This is a genomic window from Streptomyces chromofuscus, from assembly GCF_015160875.1.
Lineage (GTDB): Bacteria > Actinomycetota > Actinomycetes > Streptomycetales > Streptomycetaceae > Streptomyces > Streptomyces chromofuscus.
In genome coordinates this window covers 7,189,501-7,210,380 of the sequence record NZ_CP063374.1, presented here as the reverse complement: position 1 = coordinate 7,210,380, position 20,880 = coordinate 7,189,501, and the positions used below count along the sequence as shown (strand labels likewise).

The 20,880-nt window shown below is 72.2% G+C and carries 20 protein-coding genes and 1 pseudogene; 11 read left to right on the top strand and 10 right to left on the bottom strand.

Translation table 11 applies throughout. The features are described 5' to 3' along the window. The first annotated feature begins 2 nt into the window (after positions 1–2). Both IPT68_RS32325 and IPT68_RS32320 read left to right on the top strand, forming a co-directional pair. Entirely contained in the window at positions 3–812 is an 810-nt protein-coding gene (locus IPT68_RS32325; protein ID WP_189701000.1) for a DeoR/GlpR family DNA-binding transcription regulator, read from the top strand. Then, positions 809–2,971, top strand: a complete 2,163-nt coding sequence (locus IPT68_RS32320; RefSeq protein ID WP_189701001.1) for an alpha-galactosidase — start codon at positions 809–811, stop codon at positions 2,969–2,971. Before IPT68_RS32325 ends, IPT68_RS32320 begins: the two co-directional genes overlap by 4 nt. A 72-nt stretch (positions 2,972–3,043) precedes the next feature. On the opposite strand, the gene IPT68_RS32315 is transcribed toward IPT68_RS32320, so the two are convergent. Next, positions 3,044–3,205, bottom strand: coding sequence for a hypothetical protein (locus IPT68_RS32315; RefSeq protein ID WP_189701101.1), 162 nt, complete (start codon positions 3,203–3,205; stop codon positions 3,044–3,046). Between the two features lie 397 nt (positions 3,206–3,602). On the opposite strand from IPT68_RS32315, the gene IPT68_RS34460 reads away from it, so the two are divergent. Next, positions 3,603–4,202: a HAMP domain-containing protein gene (locus tag IPT68_RS34460; protein WP_228040070.1), complete on the top strand. Its 600-nt coding sequence runs from the start codon at positions 3,603–3,605 to the stop codon at positions 4,200–4,202. 24 nt (positions 4,203–4,226) lie between these two features. On the opposite strand, the gene IPT68_RS32305 is transcribed toward IPT68_RS34460, so the two are convergent. Then, positions 4,227–5,051, bottom strand: coding sequence for an oxidoreductase (locus IPT68_RS32305; RefSeq protein ID WP_189701002.1), 825 nt, complete (start codon positions 5,049–5,051; stop codon positions 4,227–4,229). A gap of 200 nt (positions 5,052–5,251) precedes the next feature. Further along, on the bottom strand, positions 5,252–6,694 hold the full coding sequence (locus IPT68_RS32300) for an aldehyde dehydrogenase (protein WP_189701003.1): 1,443 nt from the start codon (positions 6,692–6,694) through the stop codon (positions 5,252–5,254). 347 nt (positions 6,695–7,041) lie between these two features. Between IPT68_RS32300 and IPT68_RS32295 the strand changes: the two genes are divergently transcribed. Beyond that, positions 7,042–8,109 (top strand): alpha/beta fold hydrolase, encoded by a 1,068-nt coding sequence (locus IPT68_RS32295; protein ID WP_189701004.1) that lies wholly within the window; start codon positions 7,042–7,044, stop codon positions 8,107–8,109. A 493-nt stretch (positions 8,110–8,602) separates the two neighbouring features. Here IPT68_RS32295 and IPT68_RS32290 read toward each other — a convergent pair whose 3' ends face one another. Further along, a complete protein-coding gene (locus IPT68_RS32290; RefSeq protein ID WP_373300723.1) occupies positions 8,603–8,767 on the bottom strand; it encodes a hypothetical protein in 165 nt (54 codons plus the stop codon). 289 nt (positions 8,768–9,056) lie between these two features. On the opposite strand from IPT68_RS32290, the gene IPT68_RS32285 reads away from it, so the two are divergent. From IPT68_RS32285 to IPT68_RS35130, 3 genes and pseudogenes are all read left to right on the top strand, one after another. Next, a complete protein-coding gene (locus IPT68_RS32285; RefSeq protein WP_189701094.1) occupies positions 9,057–9,545 on the top strand; it encodes a TetR/AcrR family transcriptional regulator in 489 nt (162 codons plus the stop codon). 407 nt (positions 9,546–9,952) lie between these two features. Further along, positions 9,953–10,294: pseudogene (locus tag IPT68_RS35135) on the top strand (AAA family ATPase); the annotation flags it as partial. A gap of 91 nt (positions 10,295–10,385) precedes the next feature. Further along, the gene (locus IPT68_RS35130; RefSeq protein WP_373300725.1) at positions 10,386–10,895 is read left to right on the top strand and encodes a hypothetical protein; all 510 of its coding nucleotides are present in this window, start codon (positions 10,386–10,388) and stop codon (positions 10,893–10,895) included. A 130-nt stretch (positions 10,896–11,025) separates the two neighbouring features. Here IPT68_RS35130 and IPT68_RS32275 read toward each other — a convergent pair whose 3' ends face one another. Further along, positions 11,026–11,724: a cytochrome b/b6 domain-containing protein gene (locus IPT68_RS32275; protein WP_189701005.1), complete on the bottom strand. Its 699-nt coding sequence runs from the start codon at positions 11,722–11,724 to the stop codon at positions 11,026–11,028. Further along, positions 11,672–12,397, bottom strand: a complete 726-nt coding sequence (locus IPT68_RS32270; protein ID WP_189701006.1) for a molybdopterin-dependent oxidoreductase — start codon at positions 12,395–12,397, stop codon at positions 11,672–11,674. Before IPT68_RS32270 ends, IPT68_RS32275 begins: the two co-directional genes overlap by 53 nt. Positions 12,398–12,811: 414 nt before the next feature. Between IPT68_RS32270 and abc-f the strand changes: the two genes are divergently transcribed. From abc-f to IPT68_RS32250, 4 genes are all read left to right on the top strand, one after another. Then, complete coding sequence (gene abc-f / locus IPT68_RS32265) at positions 12,812–14,446, top strand: ribosomal protection-like ABC-F family protein (RefSeq protein WP_189701007.1); 1,635 nt, start codon at positions 12,812–12,814, stop codon at positions 14,444–14,446. A gap of 79 nt (positions 14,447–14,525) precedes the next feature. Next, positions 14,526–16,232 carry an ABC-F family ATP-binding cassette domain-containing protein gene (locus IPT68_RS32260; protein WP_228040068.1) on the top strand — a complete coding sequence of 569 codons (1,707 nt, stop codon included), beginning with the start codon at positions 14,526–14,528 and terminating at the stop codon, positions 16,230–16,232. A gap of 123 nt (positions 16,233–16,355) precedes the next feature. Next, positions 16,356–16,919, top strand: coding sequence for a CGNR zinc finger domain-containing protein (locus tag IPT68_RS32255; protein ID WP_189701008.1), 564 nt, complete (start codon positions 16,356–16,358; stop codon positions 16,917–16,919). Between the two features lie 268 nt (positions 16,920–17,187). After that, complete coding sequence (locus IPT68_RS32250) at positions 17,188–17,739, top strand: hypothetical protein (RefSeq protein WP_189701009.1); 552 nt, start codon at positions 17,188–17,190, stop codon at positions 17,737–17,739. A gap of 177 nt (positions 17,740–17,916) precedes the next feature. On the opposite strand, the gene IPT68_RS32245 is transcribed toward IPT68_RS32250, so the two are convergent. The 4 genes from IPT68_RS32245 to IPT68_RS32230 all read right to left on the bottom strand — a co-directional run bounded on the left by IPT68_RS32245 (position 17,917) and on the right by IPT68_RS32230 (position 20,808). Then, positions 17,917–18,522, bottom strand: coding sequence for a GOLPH3/VPS74 family protein (locus IPT68_RS32245; RefSeq protein ID WP_189701010.1), 606 nt, complete (start codon positions 18,520–18,522; stop codon positions 17,917–17,919). Beyond that, positions 18,519–19,958 carry a dihydrolipoyl dehydrogenase family protein gene (locus IPT68_RS32240; RefSeq protein WP_189701011.1) on the bottom strand — a complete coding sequence of 480 codons (1,440 nt, stop codon included), beginning with the start codon at positions 19,956–19,958 and terminating at the stop codon, positions 18,519–18,521. The genes IPT68_RS32245 and IPT68_RS32240 overlap by 4 nt, the downstream gene beginning before the upstream one ends. Positions 19,959–20,080: 122 nt before the next feature. Beyond that, a complete protein-coding gene (locus IPT68_RS32235) occupies positions 20,081–20,281 on the bottom strand; it encodes a hypothetical protein (protein ID WP_189701012.1) in 201 nt (66 codons plus the stop codon). Positions 20,282–20,382: 101 nt separating this feature from the next. Next, the gene (locus tag IPT68_RS32230) at positions 20,383–20,808 is read right to left on the bottom strand and encodes an organic hydroperoxide resistance protein (protein ID WP_189701013.1); all 426 of its coding nucleotides are present in this window, start codon (positions 20,806–20,808) and stop codon (positions 20,383–20,385) included. Between the last annotated feature and the right edge of the window lie 72 nt (positions 20,809–20,880).

Genomic DNA, 20,880 nt, shown 5'->3' with positions numbered 1-20,880 from the left:
GGATGCTGGCAAGGCAACGGCAGGAGCGGATCGCGGAACTCGTCCGGCGGCACGGCTCGATCCGGGTCGGCGCGCTGACCGAGCGGTTCGGCGTGTCCCACATGACGATCCGGCGCGATCTGGAGTCCCTCGCACGTCAGGGCCACCTCGACAAGGTCCACGGAGGAGCGGTCACCGCGGAGCACGGCAGCACCAAGGAGCCGGCGTTCGGGGAGAAGCGGTCCCGGGAGGTCACAGCCAAGGAGGCGATCGCGGCCGCGGCCGCCCGGCTCGTCGCTCCGGGCTCCGCGGTGGCGCTCACCGCGGGGACCACGACGTGGACCCTGGCCCGGCACCTCCTCGACATCCCGGACATCACGGTGGTGACCAACAGCCTCCGCGCGGCGCAGACCCTGGAGGCGAACCGGCGGCAGACGCAGACGGTCGTCCTGACCGGCGGCGTCCGCACTCCCTCCGACGCCCTGGTGGGGCCGGTCGCGGTAGCCGCACTGGCCTCGCTGCGGGTCGACGTACTGTTCATGGGGGTCCACGGCATGGACGTCCGGACCGGCTTCAGTACGCCCAACCTGGAGGAGGCGGAGACGAATCGGGCCATGTGCCGCTCCACACGACGGGTCGTGGTGCTCGCCGACCACACCAAGTGGGACACGCCCGGTCTGGCCACCATCGCCGCGTTGGAGGCGGCCGACCTGCTCATCACCGACTCGGGCATCGAGGCGCACGCCCGAGACGCACTGGAGGCCGGCGTCGGCGAGCTGACCGTCGTCGAGCCGGCCGCCCCCACCCGACCGACCGAAAGCGTACGCACGTGACCACCGACCACCTCCTCCATTTCCGAGCCGGGGGCACGAGCCTCGTGCTCGACTGTTCGGGCCCCCGGCTGCCCCGGATCCTGCACTGGGGGGCCGACCTGGGTGACGTGGACGACGGGGCGCCCGGGGGCTCGGGCTTCCTCGCCCAGCTCGCCACGGCGAGCCACGCCGAGCTGGGCACGAGCGTCCCCGACGTCCCGGTCCCCGTCAGCGTGCTGCCCGAGCAGTCGGCCGGCTGGCTGGGCACTCCGGGGCTGTCCGGCCACCGCGAGGGCGCCGACTTCTCCAGCTCCTTCACCGTCCGGGACGTGCGCGTCCCGGCCCCCCGCTCCCTGACCGTCGACGCCGTGGACGACCAGGCACGGCTCGCCCTGCGGTGGGAGTTGGAGCTGACCTCGTCCGGTCTCGTGCGCCAGCGCGCGGCGCTCACCAACGAGGGCACCGGTTTCTACACGGTGGACGCACTGCACCTCACGCTCCCCGTACCGGCGCACGCCACCGAGATCCTCGACCTGACCGGCCGCCACCTGCGCGAACGCTCACCGCAGCGGCACGAGTTCACACTCGGCACGCACCTGCGGGAGAACCGCCGCGGGCGCACCGGCCTCGACGCCACGCTGCTGCACGCGGCGGGCGAGCGGGGCTTCGGCTTCCGCGGTGGTGAGGTGTGGGCCCTGCACGTCGCGTGGAGCGGGAACCACCGCACCTTCGCCGAGCGGACCAGCTCCGGGGTCTCGCTCCTCGGCGGCGGTGAGCTGCTGCTGCCGGGCGAGATGCGCCTCCAGCCCGGTGCCTCCTACGCGACGCCCTGGCTGCTGGGTTCGTACGGCCGGGGCCTGGACGACATGGCGGGACGCTTCCACGCCCACCTGCGGCAGCGCCCGCACCATCCGGCCACGCCGCGGCCCGTCACTCTCAACACCTGGGAAGCCGTCTACTTCCGGCAGGACCTGGACACCCTCACCGCCCTGGCGGACGCGGCGGCGGAGGTCGGAGCCGAGCGGTTCGTCCTGGACGACGGCTGGTTCCGCGGGCGCCGCGACGACCGGGCCGGGCTCGGCGACTGGTACGTGGACCCCGAGGTCTGGCCGCGGGGGCTGCACCCGCTCGTCGAGCACGTCCGCTCCCTCGGGCTCCAGTTCGGCCTCTGGGTCGAGCCGGAGATGATCAACCCCGACTCTGACCTGGCCAGGGCCCACCCGGAGTGGATCCTGTCGGCGGCGGGGCGCATGCCGCCCGAGGCCCGGCACCAGCAGGTTTTGGACCTGGGCCGTACGGAGGCGTACGCGTACGTGCTCGAACGTCTGGACGCCCTGGTCGGCGAGTACGCCGTCGACTATCTCAAATGGGACCACAACCGCGACCTCGTCGACGCGGGCAGCGGCCCGTACGGCGTCGGCGGCGTGCACGCCCAGACCACCGCCGTGTACGCGCTGATGGACGAGCTGCGCCGGCGCCACCCCGGGCTGGAGATCGAGTCCTGCTCGTCGGGCGGCGCCCGAGTGGACCTCGGCATCCTCGAACGCAGCGACCGGGTGTGGACGAGCGACTGCATCGACGCCCTGGAGCGGCAGCAGATCCAGCTCTGGACGGGGATGCTGCTGCCTCCGGAACTGATGGGCGCGCACGTCGGCGCCCCCGGCTCGCACACCACGGGCCGTACGCACGGCCTCGACTTCCGTGCCGGTACCGCGCTCTTCGGCCACATGGGCATCGAGTGGGACCTCACCCGGGCGACGCCCGAGGAACGCCGCCGGCTCGCCGAGTGGATCGAGACCCACAAGCGTCTCCGGCCGCTGCTGCACCGCGGAACAGTCGTCCACGGCGACCACCACGACCCCGCGGTGCACGTGCACGGCGTTGTCGCCCCCGACCGGTCCCACGCCGTGTACGCGGTGGTGCAGAAGGCAACGAGCGTGCAGGTGCCGACGGGCCGCGTGCGCCTGCCCGGCCTGGCGGAGGACGCGCTCTACGCCGTCACGCCGCTCCCGCCGGGGGACGTGGTCCGGGGGCCGGTCACCAGCGCGCTGCCCTGGTGGACACCGGAGGGTGTCGAGCTGCCGGGCCGGGTCCTGTCCCTGCTCGGCGTCCAGGCGCCCACCCTGCATCCGGAAAGCCTCGCGCTGATCGAGGTCCGGCGGGCCGAACGCGGAGCATGACACACACCGGCGGAGGTGGCGAGGCTCGACGCCTGTCGCCACCCCCGCACGGGGCCTGCGCAGCCGAGGCGGTCACCGCAGAGGCGGGTACGCGTTCTGCATCAACTGCCGGAACTGGGCGGAGCACCAGTGCCCGGAGATCGGGGCGTCGGGGAGGGCGCCCACCATGTTGTTGCCGTTGCGCGAGTTGCCCTGGCAGGTCGGGGCGCAGGTGCGGTCGGCGGCCGCCCGCACCTGGGGCTGCCCGACCTCGACGGCGGCGAGTCGTGTGCCCGGGCAGCCGTCCCCGGGTTCCGGACGGCGCGCCGGCCGGGTCCGGGCACCGGTGTGCCTGCTCCGGGCGACATTCCCGGGACATGTCTTCTGCTCGTCGCGAGGAGTTCCTCAAGCCGTGGGCGGCGGCGCGCGAGGCGCTCCCCGCGGAGATCCGGCGGTTCACCGCCAGCGCCACCTCCCGCGAGCAGCGGCGCACCGCGGAGCAGATCACGCGCGGCGTGGAGTCCTTCCTCGACGACTACTCGATCCCGCTGGTCGAGATGGTCCGGCGCGGCGACCCCGCCGCGCCGGCCTGGGGGAGACGACCGAGGGCAAGCAGCGCGTCGACGCCCTGCGGGCCCAGTTCGACACGTACGTGTCGGACGAACGCGCCCAGCTCGCCGAGCTCACGGACGCCGCGGGGGCCAACAGCCATCAGGTGGTGCTCGCCGCCGCCACGGGCCTGGCCGCGTCGCTCGCGATCGTCGCCGGGTTCACGGTGCTCCAGCACCGGGCGGTGGTCCGGCCGGTGCGCGGGGCGGCGGCAGCGGCAGCGGCAGCGGCAGCGGCAGCGGCAGCGGCAGCGGCGCAGGAACTGGCCGGCGGCGACCTCGGTGTGCGGGTGCCGCCCAGCAAGGTGGCCGAGATCGGGGCGCTGGGCACCTCGTTCAACATCATGCCCGCCTCCCTCCAGGACAGTCGTCGGCGCATCATGGAGAGCACCGAGGCCGTGCACCGGCGTACGGCCCGGGACCTGCACGACGGGGCGCAGCAACGCCTGGTGAGCCGTACGTCGCGCACGTGCCGTGGGCGTCCTTCGAACGGGTGGGAGGCCGCGGTCCGCACCGACCGGCGCGCGGAGGCGGCCGCACGCCTGCGCGCCCTTCGGGTCCCGGGCGGCGCTGCGGGACGCGGTGCGGCGCCACGAGCAGCAGCGACGTTGCCGTGGGCCGTCCACGCGCGCCGAACGCCGTGACCGGCGAGCCGGACACCCGACCGGTCATACGGACGCGGACTCGCTGACCTCGCGCCACTGGGCGTCCTGGGCGGCGAGCCGGTCGGCCATGTCCCGCGCGACGGCGACGGCGTCCTTGCCCAGCAGCAGGCGCAGCGGGGGCCGCTCGGCCTCCACGACGTCCAGGAGGATGCGGGAGATGCGCTCCGGGTCGCCGGGCTGCTTGCCGTGGGCCCCGCGGATCGCGGCCACGGCACCGCCGACGACGTCCCGGTAGGGCTCGCTGACCGGTGGGGTCTCCATGGAGGAGCCGGCCCAGTCGGTGCGCATGCCGCCGGGTTCGGCGACGGTGACCTTGATGCCGAGGGGGGCGACCTCCTGGGCCAGGACCTCGGAGAAGCCGCCGACCGCCCACTTGGCGGCCTGGTAGGCACTCAGGCCGGGGACGCCCACGCGTCCGCCGACGGAGGAGATCTGGATGATGTGACCGGAGCCCTGCTCACGCAGAACGGGCAGGGCGGCCCGGGTGACGTTGACGACGCCGAAGAGGTTGGCGTCGATCTGGTCGCGGAAGGCCCGCTCGGACATGTCCTCGACGGCGGCCATGTCGGCGTATCCGGCATTGTTCACCACGACGTCCAGACGCCCGAAGGACTCGACGGCCGCCCGCACCGCCCGCCGCGCGGCGGCGGCATCGGTGACGTCCAGGGTGACCGCCCTGACCCGGTCGCCGTACGTTTCGACGAGGTCGTTCAGCGATTCGGTCCGACGCGCGGTGGCGATCAGACGGTGACCGTCCTCGAGGACGGTCTCGGCGAGGGTCCGGCCCAGTCCGCGGGAACTGCCCGTGATCAGCCAGGTCTTGCTCATGAGTGCCTCGGATTCTTGTGGGCTCGGTGGATTCGGTGGGTTCGGACGCGGTGGTCTCAGCCCCGCACGCCGTCTCCCGGCGACCGCGACAGGCGCGCACGAGGTGGTCCCACGGGCCTTGCGTGCGCCTCTCGCGCGTCTCCTCTCGCGCGTCTCCTCTAGTACGCCTCTCGTACGCCTCCAGTGCGCCCCGAGCCGGGTCAGAGGGTGATCGTCTTGTACTCGGTGTAGCCGCCGAGGCCGACCGCGCCGTACTCGCGGCCGATTCCGCTGGCCTTGAACCCGCCGAACGGGCCGTCGAAGGCGACCGAGGCGCCGTTGACCGTGACGGTGCCGGTGCGGACACGGCGGGCGACGGCGAGGGCGTGCTCCTCGTGGGCGGACCAGACGCCGCCGGAGAGGCCGTACTCGGAGTCGTTGGCGATGCGGACGGCGTCGTCCTCGTCGTCGTAGGGGATGACGACCAGGACCGGGCCGAAGATCTCCTCCTGTGCGATCCGCATGGAGTTGTCGACGTCGGCGAAGAGAGTGGGCGTGACGTAGTTGCCCTTCTCCAGGCCCTCGGGGATCTGCGGGCCGCCGGTGACGAGGCGGGCGCCCTCCTCGATGCCCAGCTGGATGTAGTGTCGCACCCGCTGCTGCTGGTTGGGGCGGATCATCGGGCCGATGAAGGTGTCGGGGTCGTTCGGGTCGCCGACCTTCAGCGACTCCACCAGTTCCTTCAGTCCGGCCACGACTTCCTCGTACCGGCTGCGCGGGGCGAGGATGCGGGTCTGGGCGATGCACGCCTCGCCGTTGTTGAGCAGCGAGCCGAACCTCACCCCCGCGACGGCCTTCTCGATGTCGGCGTCGGGCAGGATGATCATGGCGGACTTGCCGCCCAGTTCCAGGCTGACCCGCTTGAGCTGCTCGCCCGCGATGGAGGCGATGCGGCGGCCGGCCCGGGTGGAGCCGGTGAAGGCGATCTTGTCGACGTCCCGGTGCGAGACCAGGTACTCGCTGGTCTCCCGGTCCGCGGGCAGGACGCTGATGACGCCCTCGGGCAGACCGACCCGCTCCAGCAGCTCGGCCAGGAAGCCCATGCTCGGCGAGTTCTCCGGAGAGACCTTCAGGATCACGGAGTTGCCGGCCAGGAGGGCCGGGAGGATCTTGGCGCTCGCCGAGGAGAACGGCGAGTTCCACGGGATCACCGCGGCCACCACGCCGATCGCCTCACGGCGCACCACGCTGCGTACCGGGGACGCCGGGTCGGAGGGCACCAGGGTCTCCTCCCAGCGGAACTCCTCCGCCGCCTTCAGGTAGGCGTTGGCCTGGCGGGTCAGGCCCGACTGCCCGGCGCGGGTGAACCAGCCGGCCGAGCCGTTCTCCAGCGAGATCAGGTGGGCGACCTTCTCGGCGTTCTCCTCGCGCAGCGCGTTGAACCGCCGTATGACCGCGATGCGCTCCGCGGGCGGGGCCGGCCGCCACCCGCCCTCCTCGAAGGACTTGCGCGCCGCGGCGACCGCTCGGTCGATGTCCGCCGGCTGCGCCTGGGCGGCGCGGGCGATCACCGACTGGTCGTGCGGCGACGTGATGTCGAGCAGCTCGGGGTCGCTCGGCTCGACCCAGGAGCCACCGATGAAAAGCCGGTCGTAGGTGATCATGCGCTTTCTCACTTCCGCACTCACGAATTCGTTCGGACCTCTCGCCCGTTGAACTGTCTCATGAACGTAGCACTTGTAACTGTTAGATGCACATAAGCGATGCAAAAATCCCTCCACTCACCTCATCGGCGTCGCTCCTGGACGAGCGGGCCGTCATATGACTGATGTGTCCGATTTCGCCAGGGGTCAGAGTGGATATCCACAAGGACATCGGCCACGCCCGGCCCGTCGCTTCACACGCTTGTGCGTCACCTGTTTGACTGGTGACGAATGCTGTGCGAGGGTCATCGCGCCACAGCGCCCCCGGTGATTCCCGCTCAGCGGACACCACACGACGGAGGTTTCACATGATCAACAGGCGCACCTTCAGCAAGGCCGTCGGTCTGGGCACCGGCGCGGCCGCGGTCTCCCTGTCAGGCCTGCAGAGTGACGCGTTCGCCTCGGCCGCTTCGCACGAGCCGGGCGGCGCGCAGACTCCCACCGTGCCGACCGTCACCCCGGGTACCCACACCGGTTTCCGCAAGCTCAAGCAGGTGAAGGCGGGCGTCCTCGACGTCGGCTACGCCGAGGCCGGTCCCGCCCACGGCCCGGTCGTCGTCCTCCTGCACGGCTGGCCCTACGACATCCACAGCTTCGTCGACGTCGCGCCGCTCCTCGCCGACCTGGGCTACCGCGTCATAGTTCCCTACCTGCGCGGCCACGGCACGACTCGCTTCCTGTCCGAGCGCACCCCGCGCACCGCCGAGCAGTCGGCCGTCGCGCTGGACGTCATCGCGCTGATGGACGCCCTGAAGATCGACAAGGCCGTGCTGGCGGGCTTCGACTGGGGCTCGCGCACCGCCGACATCATCGCCGCCCTGTGGCCCGAGCGCGTCAAGGCCCTGGTCTCCGCCAGCGGTTACCTCATCACCGACCGCAAGGCGCAGCTGGCGCCGGCCGCCCCTGCGGTGGAGCACACCTGGTGGTACCAGTGGTACTTCGCCACCCCGCGCGGCAAGCAGGCCATGGAGGTGGAGGAGGACCGCCTAGCTCTGTGCCGTTACGTGTGGACCCTCGTCTCCCCCAACTGGGACTTCGACGACGCCACCTACGAGCGCACCGCCGAGGCCTTCAAGAACCCCGACTACGCCGCCATCGTCCTGTTCAACTACCGCTGGCGCATCGGCCTGGTCGACGGGCAGGCCCGCTACGACCGGTACGAGAAGCTGCTCGCCGCCCGGCCCTCCATTCACGTCCCCACGGTCACCCTCGACGCCGCCCTCGACCCCTTCACCCCGCCCGGCGACGGCTCGTCCTACCGCAACTACTTCACCGGCCCCTACTCGCACCGCACCGTCGCGAACATCGGGCACAACCTGCCGCAGGAGGCGCCCAGCACCTTCGCCCAGGCAGTGGTCGACGCCGATCACCTCTGAGCACGCTCGCCCTCGGCCCGGCCACGCCTCACGCGCCGCTGAGGGCCATCTGCCGCCCGTGATCCGGGCGGGCCGCTCGCGCGGAGACAGCCGCATTCCCCGGGCTGATCCGCGCCGAGCCCCTGCCCGGGTGCTCCCCCGCCGGCTTCGCCTCGGTCACCACCCCGCGTGCTCAGGAGCACCCGCCCGCCGACAGGGACCCTCCTCTGCATGCGTCGCAACCGCTCACGCATCACCTGTTCGAGAGGTGATGATCGACTCTGACGGATTCGCCCCACGTCAGAGCAGGGGGGACGAGGGTGGCTGTCAGTCAGTCACCCTCGTCACGCCCTCACGGCCGGCCTCGCGGTCGGCGCTCTCACCCTCAGCGGCACGGCCCGCGGCGTCCCCCGAGCACCGCCAAGGCCGACCGGCACGCCAAGCCGACGACCGTCCTGGAACACGGCGCCTTCGCCGACGGCCCCAGCCGGCACGGCGGCAACGTCATCCGTCGTCACCGCCCGCGACCTGAACGTCCCCCCTCCGGAAGGAAAAGGGCGGCGCCGACCCAGGCGATGTCGTCGAACCCGTCGAGGTCATGCGCTATTCGGGGCAGCGCGGTGGAGACGATCGTCTGGTCCAGGGCTGCGAGCAGGACCGCGAGGATCAGCGCGCTCATCGCGGCGACACCCCGGTCCCGGGTGACGCGGACTGCGTCTTCGACATCGTTTTGCCTTTCCCCATGGGCCGCAGGGGCGGTGCGAATGCCGTGGCACGGCATGTGCGCCTCAGTCGACTGTCAGTATCCGATCCGAATTATCTGTCACTTCGACGTAGCACTTGATACCTGTCCATTCACTTCAGAGAGGCGATAGCTGTCTCAGACGTCACATGATCCGGCTAGACTCGGTGGGGTGAGAGCCGACGCAGCACGCAACCTGGAAGCCGTCCTGACCACCGGAGCCCGCATGCTCGCCGCCGACCCCGGCGCGAGCATCGCGAGCATCGCCGCAGAGGCGGGCGTGGACCGGCGCACCGTCTACCGGCGCTTCGCCTCGCGCGAGGACCTCCTCGCCGCCGTCTACGCGTCCCGCCTGGAGGCCATCGAGAAGGCCATCGAGGACGCGCGCCTGCGCGAGGCCCCGGTCGCGGTCGCCCTGCACCGCTACGTCGAGAACATCATTGCCGTCAACCGCACCTGGCCCGTCGACCTCGCCCGCATGCTCGCCGACGACGACGTGCGCGCCCGCCGTGACGCGTCCGCCCGCGAGGTCGACGCCTTCCTCGACCGCGCCACGGCCGAGGGGTTGCTGCGCTCCGGCCTTCCCGACGGCTGGGCGAGTGCCGTGCTTCCCCAGCTGACGCACCTGGTGTCCCGGCAACTGCCCGAACTCAGCCCCGCCCGGGCCGCGGACGTGGTCGTCGACACCTTGCTGCACGGCATCGGGGCGCCCTGACACGCGATGGGCCGGGCCGAACTTCGGGACTCGGCGACCGCTCCCGGCGGGAACACGTGTCGATCCTGTAGGTATGTTCTCGGTGTCGACCGGTTCACCTCTGTCTTCGCGCCAGACGGACCTCCCGGTCACGGTGCGGACCGATCAGCAAGAACTTTTCCAGCCATACCGGCTGACGAGGGACACGGGACACATCTAGTCTGCCGGCAGGCCGCTGTGGGTTGCGGGGGTGGCTACGGCCGCACCGGCTGGACGGTACGCCCACGTATCCTCGCCCGGACGCCAGGACACCAGGACACCAGGACACCAGAAACATCTGACGATCGCCGCACACGTGTGAGAACGTCCGCACCGGGTGCGAGGCCGGCGTGAAGGGAGTGGGGGACGATGCAGTCGGTTGTCGGGACATGGTCGGCCGAGAACACGAGCAGGAGGTGCTGACCGACTTCGTCACGGCGTCGGAGGGCCGGGCGCTCGTGCTGCGCGGCGACACAGGTGTGGGCAAGAGCGCTCTGCTGGACCACGTCACCGAGCTCGCGGCCGGTGAGGGACACAGGGTGATCCGGGCGGACGGCGGCGAGGCCGAGTCGGAGCTGCCTTTCGCGGGCCTGCACCAGTCTCGGGTGTCCGCTGCTCACCTCCATCGACCAGCTCGAGACGTGCGCCGAAAGGTCTTCGACGTCGTCTTCGGCAGGAGCGACACGACGCCGCCCTCGGTGATGACCCCGGGCATCGCCGTTCGCGACCTGCTCTCGCTCGCCGCGTCGCCCGAGCCCCTGCTGCTGGTCCTCGACGACGGCCAGTTGGCTGGACTCCGCCGGCACCGAGGTGTGCGGCTTCGTGGGGCGCCGGCTCACCGGCAGCTCGGTGAAGCTCGTCGTCGGGCTGCGCTCCGACGCGCGCTCGGGTTTCGACACCGCCGCGCTGTCCGAACTGCCGGTGCCGACACTGTCGCGGCAGGCGTCCGAGAGGCTGCTGGACATGCGCCATCCCGGCCTCGACCCGCGGATCCGCCGCCTGGTGCTGGACGAGGCCCAGGGCAACCCGCCGGCCCTGCTGGAACTTCCGCCCTACGTACGCGGCAACCGGGAGGGACGCACCCCCGAGGAACTGCTCGGGTACACCGGTGTGCTCCCCCAGCGCCTGCAGCAGGTGTACGGCGCCGGTATCGCCTCCCTCGGTGACACCGCGCGTGCGGAGCTGCTGCGCGGCGCCCTGGACGGCGTCGGCGCGGGATCGGCGTCCGGTCACCCCCGGGGGACGCGCTACCGCATGCGCGACGCCGACGAGGCCGCGGTCTGCGGTCTGCTGGACATCGACCCGCTCACCGGCGACCGGTTCAAGCGGTGACGATGGGAGTCGAGGTGTGCCGCCGTCCCGTTTCGGCGGCGGTTCCACCTAGGCTCCCTCGTCGGCTCCCGGGAACAGTCACTTGACGGTCCGTGTCCAGGTGTTTGGGGCCTGCCGCGTGAAAGACGTGTTAAGTCGTTCGACGGGTCCGCGGACCGTCGTGGCTGCCGTCGCCTTCCTGACGCAGCCACCGGGAGTGGTACCGCTCCGCCCAGGACCGGCTGACGTACCCGGTACGCATCCCGAGCCGGGCCTCCGGATCCTCGAACGCCTTGCGCATGTGGCCGAGGAGCACGAAGGTGATCGCCCAGGCCAGCAGGTCGTGGACGAAGATCGCGCTGGTGCGGGAGATGAAGGGCAGCAGCCCCATGAACCACATCAGCAGGCCGGTGAACATCATCACCAGGACGGCGCCGGCCATCCACCCGGCGAAGAGCTTCTGGCCCGCGTTGAACTTGCCTGCCGGGCGCGCCCCGGGCGAGGTCCGCCGTCTGCGGACGGCCCGCAGCCACTGCCGGTCGTACACCGCGAACCGGTTCAGCCGCCGGAGGTCCGCGCGGAACGCGGACGAGAAGAGCCCCAGCAAGAAGGGCACGGGCAGGCAGATGCCCGACCACTCGTGCAGGGTGACCATCAGGTGCCGCCGTCCGACGAGCTGCGCGAGCGGGCCGAGGTACAGGCAGGCGGCGGTGACCAGGCAGACCAGCATCAGATAGCCGGTGGCCCGGTGGACCATGCGTTCGGCGGTGGTGAAGCGGCGGACGCGGCCGGGGGGATCAGGCCGCGTCGCCGTGCCGGTCGGCGCCGTCGAGCCAGCCGTCGATCGCATAACCGCGTTCCTCCCAGAAACCGGGGACGACCTTGTCGGTGACCGAGATGCCGGACAGCCACTTGGCCGACTTGTAGAAGTACATGGGGGCCACGTAGAGGCGGACCGGTCCGCCGTGCTCGTGGATGAGGGGCTTGTCCTGCATGTTCAGGGCCACCAGGACGTCGGAGCGGCGGGCCTGCTCCAGGGTGAGGCTCTCGGTGTAGGCGCCGTCGAAGCAGGTGAAGCGGAGCGCCGTGCCCGGGGAGCGCACCCCGACGTCGTCCAGGATGTCCGCCAGCTTCACCCCTTCGAAAGGCGTGTCGTCCACGCGCCAGCCGTCCGTGCACAGCACGTCCGCGACGACCCTGGTCTGCGGCATGGCGCGCAGGTCGGCGAGTGTGTAGGTCTTCGGCTCGTCGACCAGTCCGCCGACCGTGAGCGCGTAGTTGGTCTCGTCCTTGCGCGGCACCGAGCCGACGATGCTGTAGTACCGGAAGCCGCCCGGGTTGGGCAGCAGACCGGTCAGTCCGGTCGCGTCCACCTGGGAGGCCGCGCCGAGGAAGTTCTCCCAGCCACGCTGGAGGTAGGGCGCGGCGGCGAGCCCCGCGGCGCCCGCGCCCAGCATGCCGAGCACCGCCCGCCGTCCCACCGGCGGGCCGCCTTCGGCCCCCGGCTTCGGCTGTCCTGCCATGGTCAGTGTGCTCCTTACCGTTCATGAGGTCACTGTCGAGCGTGTGGCCGCGCGACGGAGTCGACACATGTGAGCGTCGTCGACCACCACATCATCGTCACCAGTTCAACTGGTGACGAGCGTGGCATGTGGCTCTTGACCTGTCAACGACGGGGCCTCGACCGACGGGCCCGGCACGGCCCGGGCGGGCAGGGAGAGACGAGCTGCTACGCTCGTGGATTGCGTAGACCGTCTATCGAGGAGTCACAGACGTGGTGGGTGAAGACGACATCTCCGGGTGAGATCCGGTTCTGACGGCCACCGGCCGGCGCTCAGGTGCGCTGCCGAGGTGGTCCGTTTCGTCGTCCCCTTTTTCCCCACGTCTGCCCAGGGCAGAGGTCCAAGCTCTGCCCTCGTATCTCCGAGGTCGCATTCATGTCCGACGCCGCTGTCGTCTGCTCGAACGTCTCCTTCGCCTGGCCGGACGACACCCCCGTCTTCCACGACCTGTCCTTCTCCGTGCCTTCCGGCCGCACGGGCCTGGTCGCCCCCAACGGCTCAGGCAAGTCCACCCTGCTCAAGCTGATCGCCGGTGAACTCAAGCCCCTCTCCGGCTCGGTGACCGTCGGCGGCACGCTCGGTCACCTCCCGCAGACCCTGCCCCTGACCGGCGACCTCACCGTCGCCGAAGTGCTGGGCGTGGCCGAGGTGATCCAGGCTCTGGACGCCGTCGAATCGGGAGACGTCGACGAGAAGCACTTCGCGACCATCGGCGACGACTGGGACATCGAGGAGCGCACCCGCGCCCAGCTCGACCGCCTCGGCCTCGCCGGCCTCGCCCTGGACCGCAGGCTGAGCACGCTCAGCGGCGGCCAGGTCGTCTCCCTCGGCCTCGCCGCCCAGCTGCTCAAGCGCCCCGACGTCCTCCTCCTCGACGAGCCCACCAACAACCTCGACCTGGACGCCCGGCACAAGCTGTACGACGCCCTGTCGGACTTCACCGGCTGCCTGCTCCTGGTCAGCCACGACCGCGCGCTGCTCGACCGCATGGAAGGCATCGCCGAGTTGGGCAGCGACCAACTGCGCCTGTACGGCGGCAACTTCACCGCGTACGAGGAGGCCGTCCGCGCCGAGCAGGAGGTCGCCGAGAAGAACGTCCGCAACGCCGAGCAGGAACTCAAGCGGGAGAAGCGGGAGATGCAGCAGGCCCGCGAACGCGCCGAACGCCGTGCGAGCAACGCCGCCAAGAACCTCAAGAACGCCGGTCTGCCGCGGATCTTCGCCGGCAACATGAAGCGCGGCGCGCAGGAGTCCGCGGGCCGCGCCGGGCAGATGCACGCCTCCCGGGTCAGCGAGGCCAAGGCCCGCCTGGACGAGGCCGGGCGCGCCCTGCGCGAGGAACAGCGCCTCACCCTGGAGCTGCCCGACACACAGGTGCCCGCCGGCCGCAACCTGTTCCTCGGCGAAGGCATGCAGGTGCGACTCGGCGACGCGGACGTGTTCGCCGCGGCCGGCGTCGACCTGACGATCCGCGGCCCGGAGCGCATCGCGCTGACCGGTCCCAACGGCGCCGGCAAGACCACCCTGATGCGGCTGGTCACGGGCGATCTCACGCCGGACGCGGGGGAGATCAGGCGCAACGACGGCCGGATCGCCTACCTCTCGCAGCGCCTGGACCTGCTCGATCCGGACCGCACGGTGGCGGAGAACTTCGCCGCGTTCGCCCCGAAGCGCCCGGAGGCGGAGCGGATGAACCTGCTCGCCCGCTTCCTCTTCCGGGGTCCGCGCGCCCACCTGCCGGTCGGGGTGCTCTCCGGCGGCGAGCGGCTGCGCGCCACCCTGGCATGCGTGCTGTGCGCGGAGCCGGCCCCACACCTGCTGCTGCTGGACGAACCGACCAACAACCTGGACCTGGTCGGCGTGGGCCAGCTGGAGAGCGCGCTCACCTCCTACCGGGGCGCCTTCATGGTGGTCAGCCACGACGAACGGTTCCTCACCGAGATCGGGGTCGGCCGCCGGCTGCGGCTGGCCGACGGGACGCTCCAGGAGACGGGGGCTCCCAAGGTGTGAGTCGCCGGCGTGTGAAGCGGCCCGCGTCCGAGGCAGTGCGCCCCACGGGCCGACCACCGATCACGCAGGACGGATTCCCATGCCCCAGCCCTCTCTCCTCGCCCACGACCTCGTCCGCGATCTGGGCGGACGACGCGTCCTCGACGGCGTCCGCCTCACCGCCTCCCCCGGCCACCGCATCGGCCTGATCGGGGAGAACGGCGTCGGCAAGTCCACCCTGCTGCGGGTGCTCGCCGGCGCGGACGAACCCGACGCCGGAAGCGTCACCCGCCCCGGGGACCTCGGCTTCCTCCACCAGGAGATGCCGTTCGACGCCGACGCGACCGTCGCCGCCGTCCTGGACGAGGCGCTCCGCGAGGCCCGCGAGGACCTCGCCGAACTGGACCGGCTCGGCGAGGAACTCGCCCGCGTCCCCGAGGACGACCCCGGCCACCGGGAACTCCTCGACACGTACGGACGCCGCCTGGAGCAGGCCCAGGACCGTCGGTCCTGGGACGCCGACCGGCGCGCCGCGCTGGTGCTGGACGGTCTGGGTCTCGCCGCGGTCGGGCACGACCGCCCGCTCGGCTCGCTCTCCGGCGGGCAGCGCGGCCGGCTGGCCCTGGCCGCGCTGCTCGTACGACGGCCCTCCGCGCTGCTCCTGGACGAGCCGACCAACCACCTCGACGACGGCGCCGCCGCCTTCCTGGAGGAGCAGATCCGCTCGCTGCCCGGGGCCGTGGTCGTCGCCAGCCACGACCGGGCCTTCCTCGACGCCGTCTGCACCGATCTGATCGACCTCGACCCGGCGGTGGACGGCCCGGTCCGCTACGGCGGCAACTACAGCGCCTACCTGGCCCACAAGCACGCCGAGCGGCAGCGCTGGGAGCGGCAGTACGCCGACGAGCAGCAGGAGCTGGAGGAACTGCGGCGGTCGGCGGGCGTGACCGCGCACCGGGTCGCACCGGACCGTGGCCGTACCGACAACGAGAAGATGGGCTACGGCCATAGGGCCGGCCGGGTGCAGAACTCGGCCTCCCGCCGGGTGCGCAACGCCACCCGGCGGCTGGAGGAACTGGAGCGCGCCCAGGTCGCCGCGCCGCCGCGCCCCCTGCGGTTCGCCGCCGGGAACCTGGCCGCACGCGCGGAGGACGGAGAGCAGCCGCTGGTCGCCCTGCGGGACGTGCGGGTACCGGGCCGGCTCGCGCTGGACGCCCTGGAGGTGTCGGCGACCGACCGGCTGCTGGTCACGGGCGGCAACGGGGCGGGCAAGTCGACGCTGCTGGCCGTGCTCGCCGGACGCCTGGCCGCCGAGGGCCGGGTGGTCCGGCGGCGCCGGCTGACGGTCGGGCTGCTCACCCAGGACACCGTGTTCGACCGGCCCGAGCGCACGGTCCGCGACACCTACGAGCTGTCGCTGGGCCCCGCCCGCGCGGAGCAGGTGCCGCTCCGCTCGCTCGGCCTGCTGCACGAGGCCGACCTGGACACACCGGTGGGCCGACTGTCCGTGGGACAGGGCCGCCGCCTGGCGCTGGCACTCCTGGTGGCCCGGCCGCCCCAACTGCTCCTGCTGGACGAGCCGACGAATCACCTCTCCCCCCGCCTGTGCGACGAACTGGAGGAAGCGCTGGGGACCGGACCGGGCGCGGTCGTGGCCGCCGGCCACGACCGCTGGCTGCGGCGGCGGTGGCGGGGCCGCGAGCTCCGGCTGGAGCCGGGGCAGGACCGACGGCGGGGCGCCGGGCACGATCGCGGGCCGGGGGTGGGGCACGACGCGCGGCCGGAGGTGGAGCCGGCCAGGCCCTGACGCGCGTCCCGCGCGCCGGGTACGGTAGGGGCCTCGCTCCTGAGAAGGCGCTTTCGCCACACGCACCGTCCAAAACGGTTACGCTCCTTGCGCTCCACGGACGTCACCCGCCAAGATGGTTACGTGAACCTTAACCACGTCTTCGTCTGTGGACACCCGGCGCTCGACTTCGCGGCCACGCTCCGGGCCCGGCGCTCGACCAGGTTCGAGATGTTCGTGACGCCGGAGCGGCTCAACGCCTGGTACGTGGAGTCCGGACTCGTGGACACGATCACTCCCGGCACGGAGGACGACGTCCGTGCGGCGATCACGGTGCGCGAGGCCCTCTACCAGCTGATCACCAACCGTCGTCTCGGCGAGGACTTCGACCGCGAGGCGCTCGCCGTGCTCAACGGCGCCGCGCGCAAGGTCCCGGTGACGCCGCAGCTCACCCTGGCCGGCCGGCACACCGAGGCGACCCCCTCCCAGGCTCTTGCCACCGTCGCCCGGCAGGCCGTCGAGCTGCTCAGCGGCCCCGACATGCCCTTGCTGAAGGAATGCGACAACCCGGAATGCACCCGCGTCTACATCGACCGGTCCCGGGGCATGCGGCGCCATTGGTGCGGCATGGAGTCCTGCGGCAACAAGTACAAGGCCGCCGCCTACCGGGCCCGGAAGAAGGCCGTGCCCGCGGGCGCCACGGACTGACCCGAAAGCGTCAGCCCCGGTGCCTCGAGAGCTGCCGCACGTGTGTCGCCCCGAGTTCCGAGCCACCTACCGACGCAAACGTGTGCGAACGCTGATCGCCGTCAACGGAAACGTCGCCGCCGCCACTCACTACGGGCACACGCACGTCGGCGCGTATCGTGAGGGGTGAACACGCGCGGTGCACCGTCCGGCGTCGACACTTGTCTGCCGGGGGACCGGGCGTGGGACCACGCGCAGCAGACATGCACACCGAAGGAGTCGAACGGTTGTGACCGACCAGTCAACCGCCCCCCTGCGATCGCGGTTGGCGGAGCAGGCCGCGTCGGACCTGGCGGAGAACCGCCGTCGACAGCAGGAGCTGGCGGATCGGCTCGCGGTGCTGCAGCAGGAAGAGGCCCTTCTCACGGACATTCTGAGCCTCGCCCAGCGGTACGAGGGCTTCGCGGACCCGTCTCGGCTGCTCGAGCAGTTGCAGGACGAGCCCGTCGTCACGAGGGCGAGGCGAGCGGGCACCGCCACGCGGCGCTCCGGCGCGACGAGGACCGCCGCGGCGGGTGCCCCGGCGAAGGCCGGCGCGAAGCGGACGTCGCCTCGGCCCCTGCTCGGTGAGCTCCTGCTGGAGCTGCTCCGCACACACGACGGACCGCGCCTGGCGAAGGAACTGCGGGACGAGTTGCTGGAGAGGCACCCGGACCGCAATCCGACACCGCAGGTGGTGCGGAACACCCTGGAGTCCCTGGTCGCCAAGGGGCGCATCCAGCGTCACAAGCAGCAGCGTTCCGTCAGGTACACCGTCGTCGAGCCGGACGCGGCCGGCTGACACGTCCGGCAGTCGCCGACCGAGCAGAGCACGACCTCCGCGGGGTCCCGGTGTGCCTGCCCGGCCGCTCGCCACCATCCGGCGGAGGAATCTGTCAGGACACAGCACTCACATGTGTCCCGCACCGCACCGTCCGGCCCGGCCCTCCCGTCGGCCGGCGGGTGTCGATCGAGATGCCTAGCCGCGCCACATGTTGTCGAACGCGGCGTCCTCGACACCCCGGCGCAGCCGGACGGCCTCCAGCTCCGTCACCGCGTCGCCGACCGCGGCCAGCACCGTGGCCACCGCGTCGTCCCCGGCGGGGCTGCCGCCGGGGACCGAGGGGCCGTCGCCGGTTCCCAGGACGGCCGTCAGGGCGGTGAGCACCGGGTCGCCGGAGTCGAGACGCTCCTGGGCACGGCGGCGCTCCGGGGAATCGGCCGGCACGGTCCGCACGGACCGCAGCCGCAGTCCGCGGCGTCGCGGCTGGACGAGGAGTCCGGCCCGTTCCAGGTCCTCGGCGTAGGTGTCGGCGAGTTCGCTGCCGTGGCGCCACAGCCAGTCCCGGACGACGGGGTGGGGCTCGTGCCGGGCGAGCGAGGCGAGCGCGTGGTCCAGCAGCCGGTCGCCCGTCGCCGCCCGGCCGTCGGGGACCAGGCGGTCGCCGTCCAGCGTGAGCGCCCCCACCGCCAGCAGGTCGACCGCCTCGGCACCGGCCAGCGCGAGGGACAGGTCACCCTGCTCCACGGTGTGGCCGGGCGGCAGGCCCAGGACCACGAGCGCGAGATCGCGTGCGGTGGTCAAGAGTCCCTCCTGGTCTCCAGCAGTCGCAGCCACACCTCGCTGATCGTCGGGAAAGCGGGGACGGCGTGCCAAAGGCGCTCGACGGGCACCTCCGCGGTGATGGCGACGGTGGCCGAGTACAGCAGTTCGGCGACGCCCGGCCCGGCGAAGGTGGCGCCGACGACGACCTGACGCTCCCGGTCGACAAGGATCCGGGCCCTGCCCCGGTAGTCGGGGCGGTACTGGTGGGCGCCCGCGAGCCGGCCGAGCTCGTAGTCGACGACCTCGACGTCGCGGCCGGTGCGTTCGGCCTCGCGGACGGTCAGGCCCACGGTGGCGATCTCGGGGTCGGTGAAGACGACGCCGGGGACGGCCTCGGTGTCGGCCGTGCCGCTGTGCGGGGCCCAGCGACCGGTGTCCAACTGCTCCCCGCGGGCCCGTGCTCCGATCACGGCACCGGCGATGCGGGCCTGGTATTTGCCCTGGTGGGTGAAGAGGGCCCGCCGGTTGACGTCTCCGACGGCGTACAGCCAGTTCCCCGGGACGGCGGTGACGGTCAGGCTGTCGTCCGTGGTCAGCCACTCCCCCGGGACCAGTCCGACGGTGTCGAGCCCGATGTCCTGCGAGCGCGGGGCGCGGCCGGTGGCGAAGAGGATCTCGTCGGCGACGACCTCACCGCCGTCCGACAGGGTGATGCGGACCTGCGAGTCGCGTATCCGCTCGGCGGCGACGACCGAGACGCCGCACCGCACGTCCGCACCGGCTTCCCGCAGCCGCTCGGTGACGAGTTCCCCGGCGAAGGGCTCCATGCGGGGCAGCAGCCCCGCTTCCCGGGCGAGCAGGGTGACCCGGCTGCCCAGCGCCTGCCAGGCGGTCGCCATCTCGACGCCGACCACGCCGCCCCCGACGATCGCCAGGCTCCCGGGTGGCTTCCGGGCGCTGGTCGCCTCGCGGCTGGTCCAGGGCCTCAGGTCGTCGATGCCGGGCAACGGGGGCAGGGCGGCGCGGCTTCCGGTGGCGACGGCGACGGCGTGCCGGGCGCGCAGCCGGACGGTGTCGCCGTCCGGCGTCTCGACCGACACCTCGCGCTCTCCCGCCAGGCGCCCGTGGCCGCGCAGGAGTTCGATGCCGGCCGACTTGAGCCAGTCGACCTGGCCGTCGTCGTTCCAGTCCGCGGACATGCGGTCGCGGTGCGCCAGGACGGCCTCGGCGTCCAGCGGGTTGCCGACGGCCGGGTCGAGGCCCGGGACGTGGACGGCGTCGCTGCGGAGCAGGGCGGGGCGCAGCAGGGCCTTGCTGGGTTCGCAGGCCCAGTACGAGCACTCGCCGCCGACCAGTTCGCTCTCCACGATCACGGTGCTCAGGCCCGCCGCGCTGGTGCGGTCGGCGACGTTCTCGCCGACCGGTCCGGCACCGATCACGATGACGTCGTAGGTGCGGATGTTCTCGGTCGTCATGTGTGTCGATGTCCTTGTGCTGGTGGGGCAGGTGGGTCGGCGGGAGGTGTGAGCACGGGGGTGACGGTCGGGGCGCGGCGGGGGTACCCGTACCGGCGCGGCGGAGGGGCCGGCGGTGCCCGTCACAGGAAGCTGGACGCGGGCGGGCCGTATCCCGAGAGTGTGACGCTCTCCGCCCAGTTCCAGACCTGGTCGGCGGTGGACGCGGCCGGTTCCTCGGCGGCCGTCCCGGTCGGGCACGGCCGCTCGTCGTCGTCGGCGGCGACGTCGGAGGGGCGGTCAGGGACAGGGCGACTGCGCCCACCCGTGTGTGTGCGCGTCACTGAGGTCATCTCTCGCCCTCGGTAGGTCTCGGGTGGGCGGGGCGGCGGGTCCCGTGCCGGGGGGATGGAAGGGCACGGGACCCGCGTACCGGGGTGAACGGTCAGGCCGCGGAGGCGTTGATCGTGACGGGCACGTTGTCGCGGGTGGCCTTGGAGTACGGGCAGATCTGGTGCGCGGCCTCGGCGAGCTGCTGGGCGGTGGCCTGGTCGACGCCGCCGAGGACGGGGTTGAGGACCGCGGAGAGGGAGAACTCGCCGTCGTCGCCGTGGGTGAGGGTGACTTCGGCCGTGATGGCCGTGCTGGTCAGCCGGATCTTGCGCTGGGTCGCGGCGCGGCGTATGGCGCCGAGGAAGCAGGCGGCCCAGCCGGCGGCGAGGAGCTGCTCCGGGTTGGTCGCGGTGCCGGCGCCGCCCAGCTCCTTGGGGAGCGAGAGGCCGGTCTCCAGCAGACCGTCGGAGGAACGGACGTGGCCGCCGTTGCGGCCCTCTCCGTCGACGTCGACAACGGCCGTGTACGTGACTGCCATGGCTGGTGTGCTCCCCATCTGGGTCGAAAGTCCTGGGACACCTCCCACCAGCGCGCTCTTTTGCGTCACCGG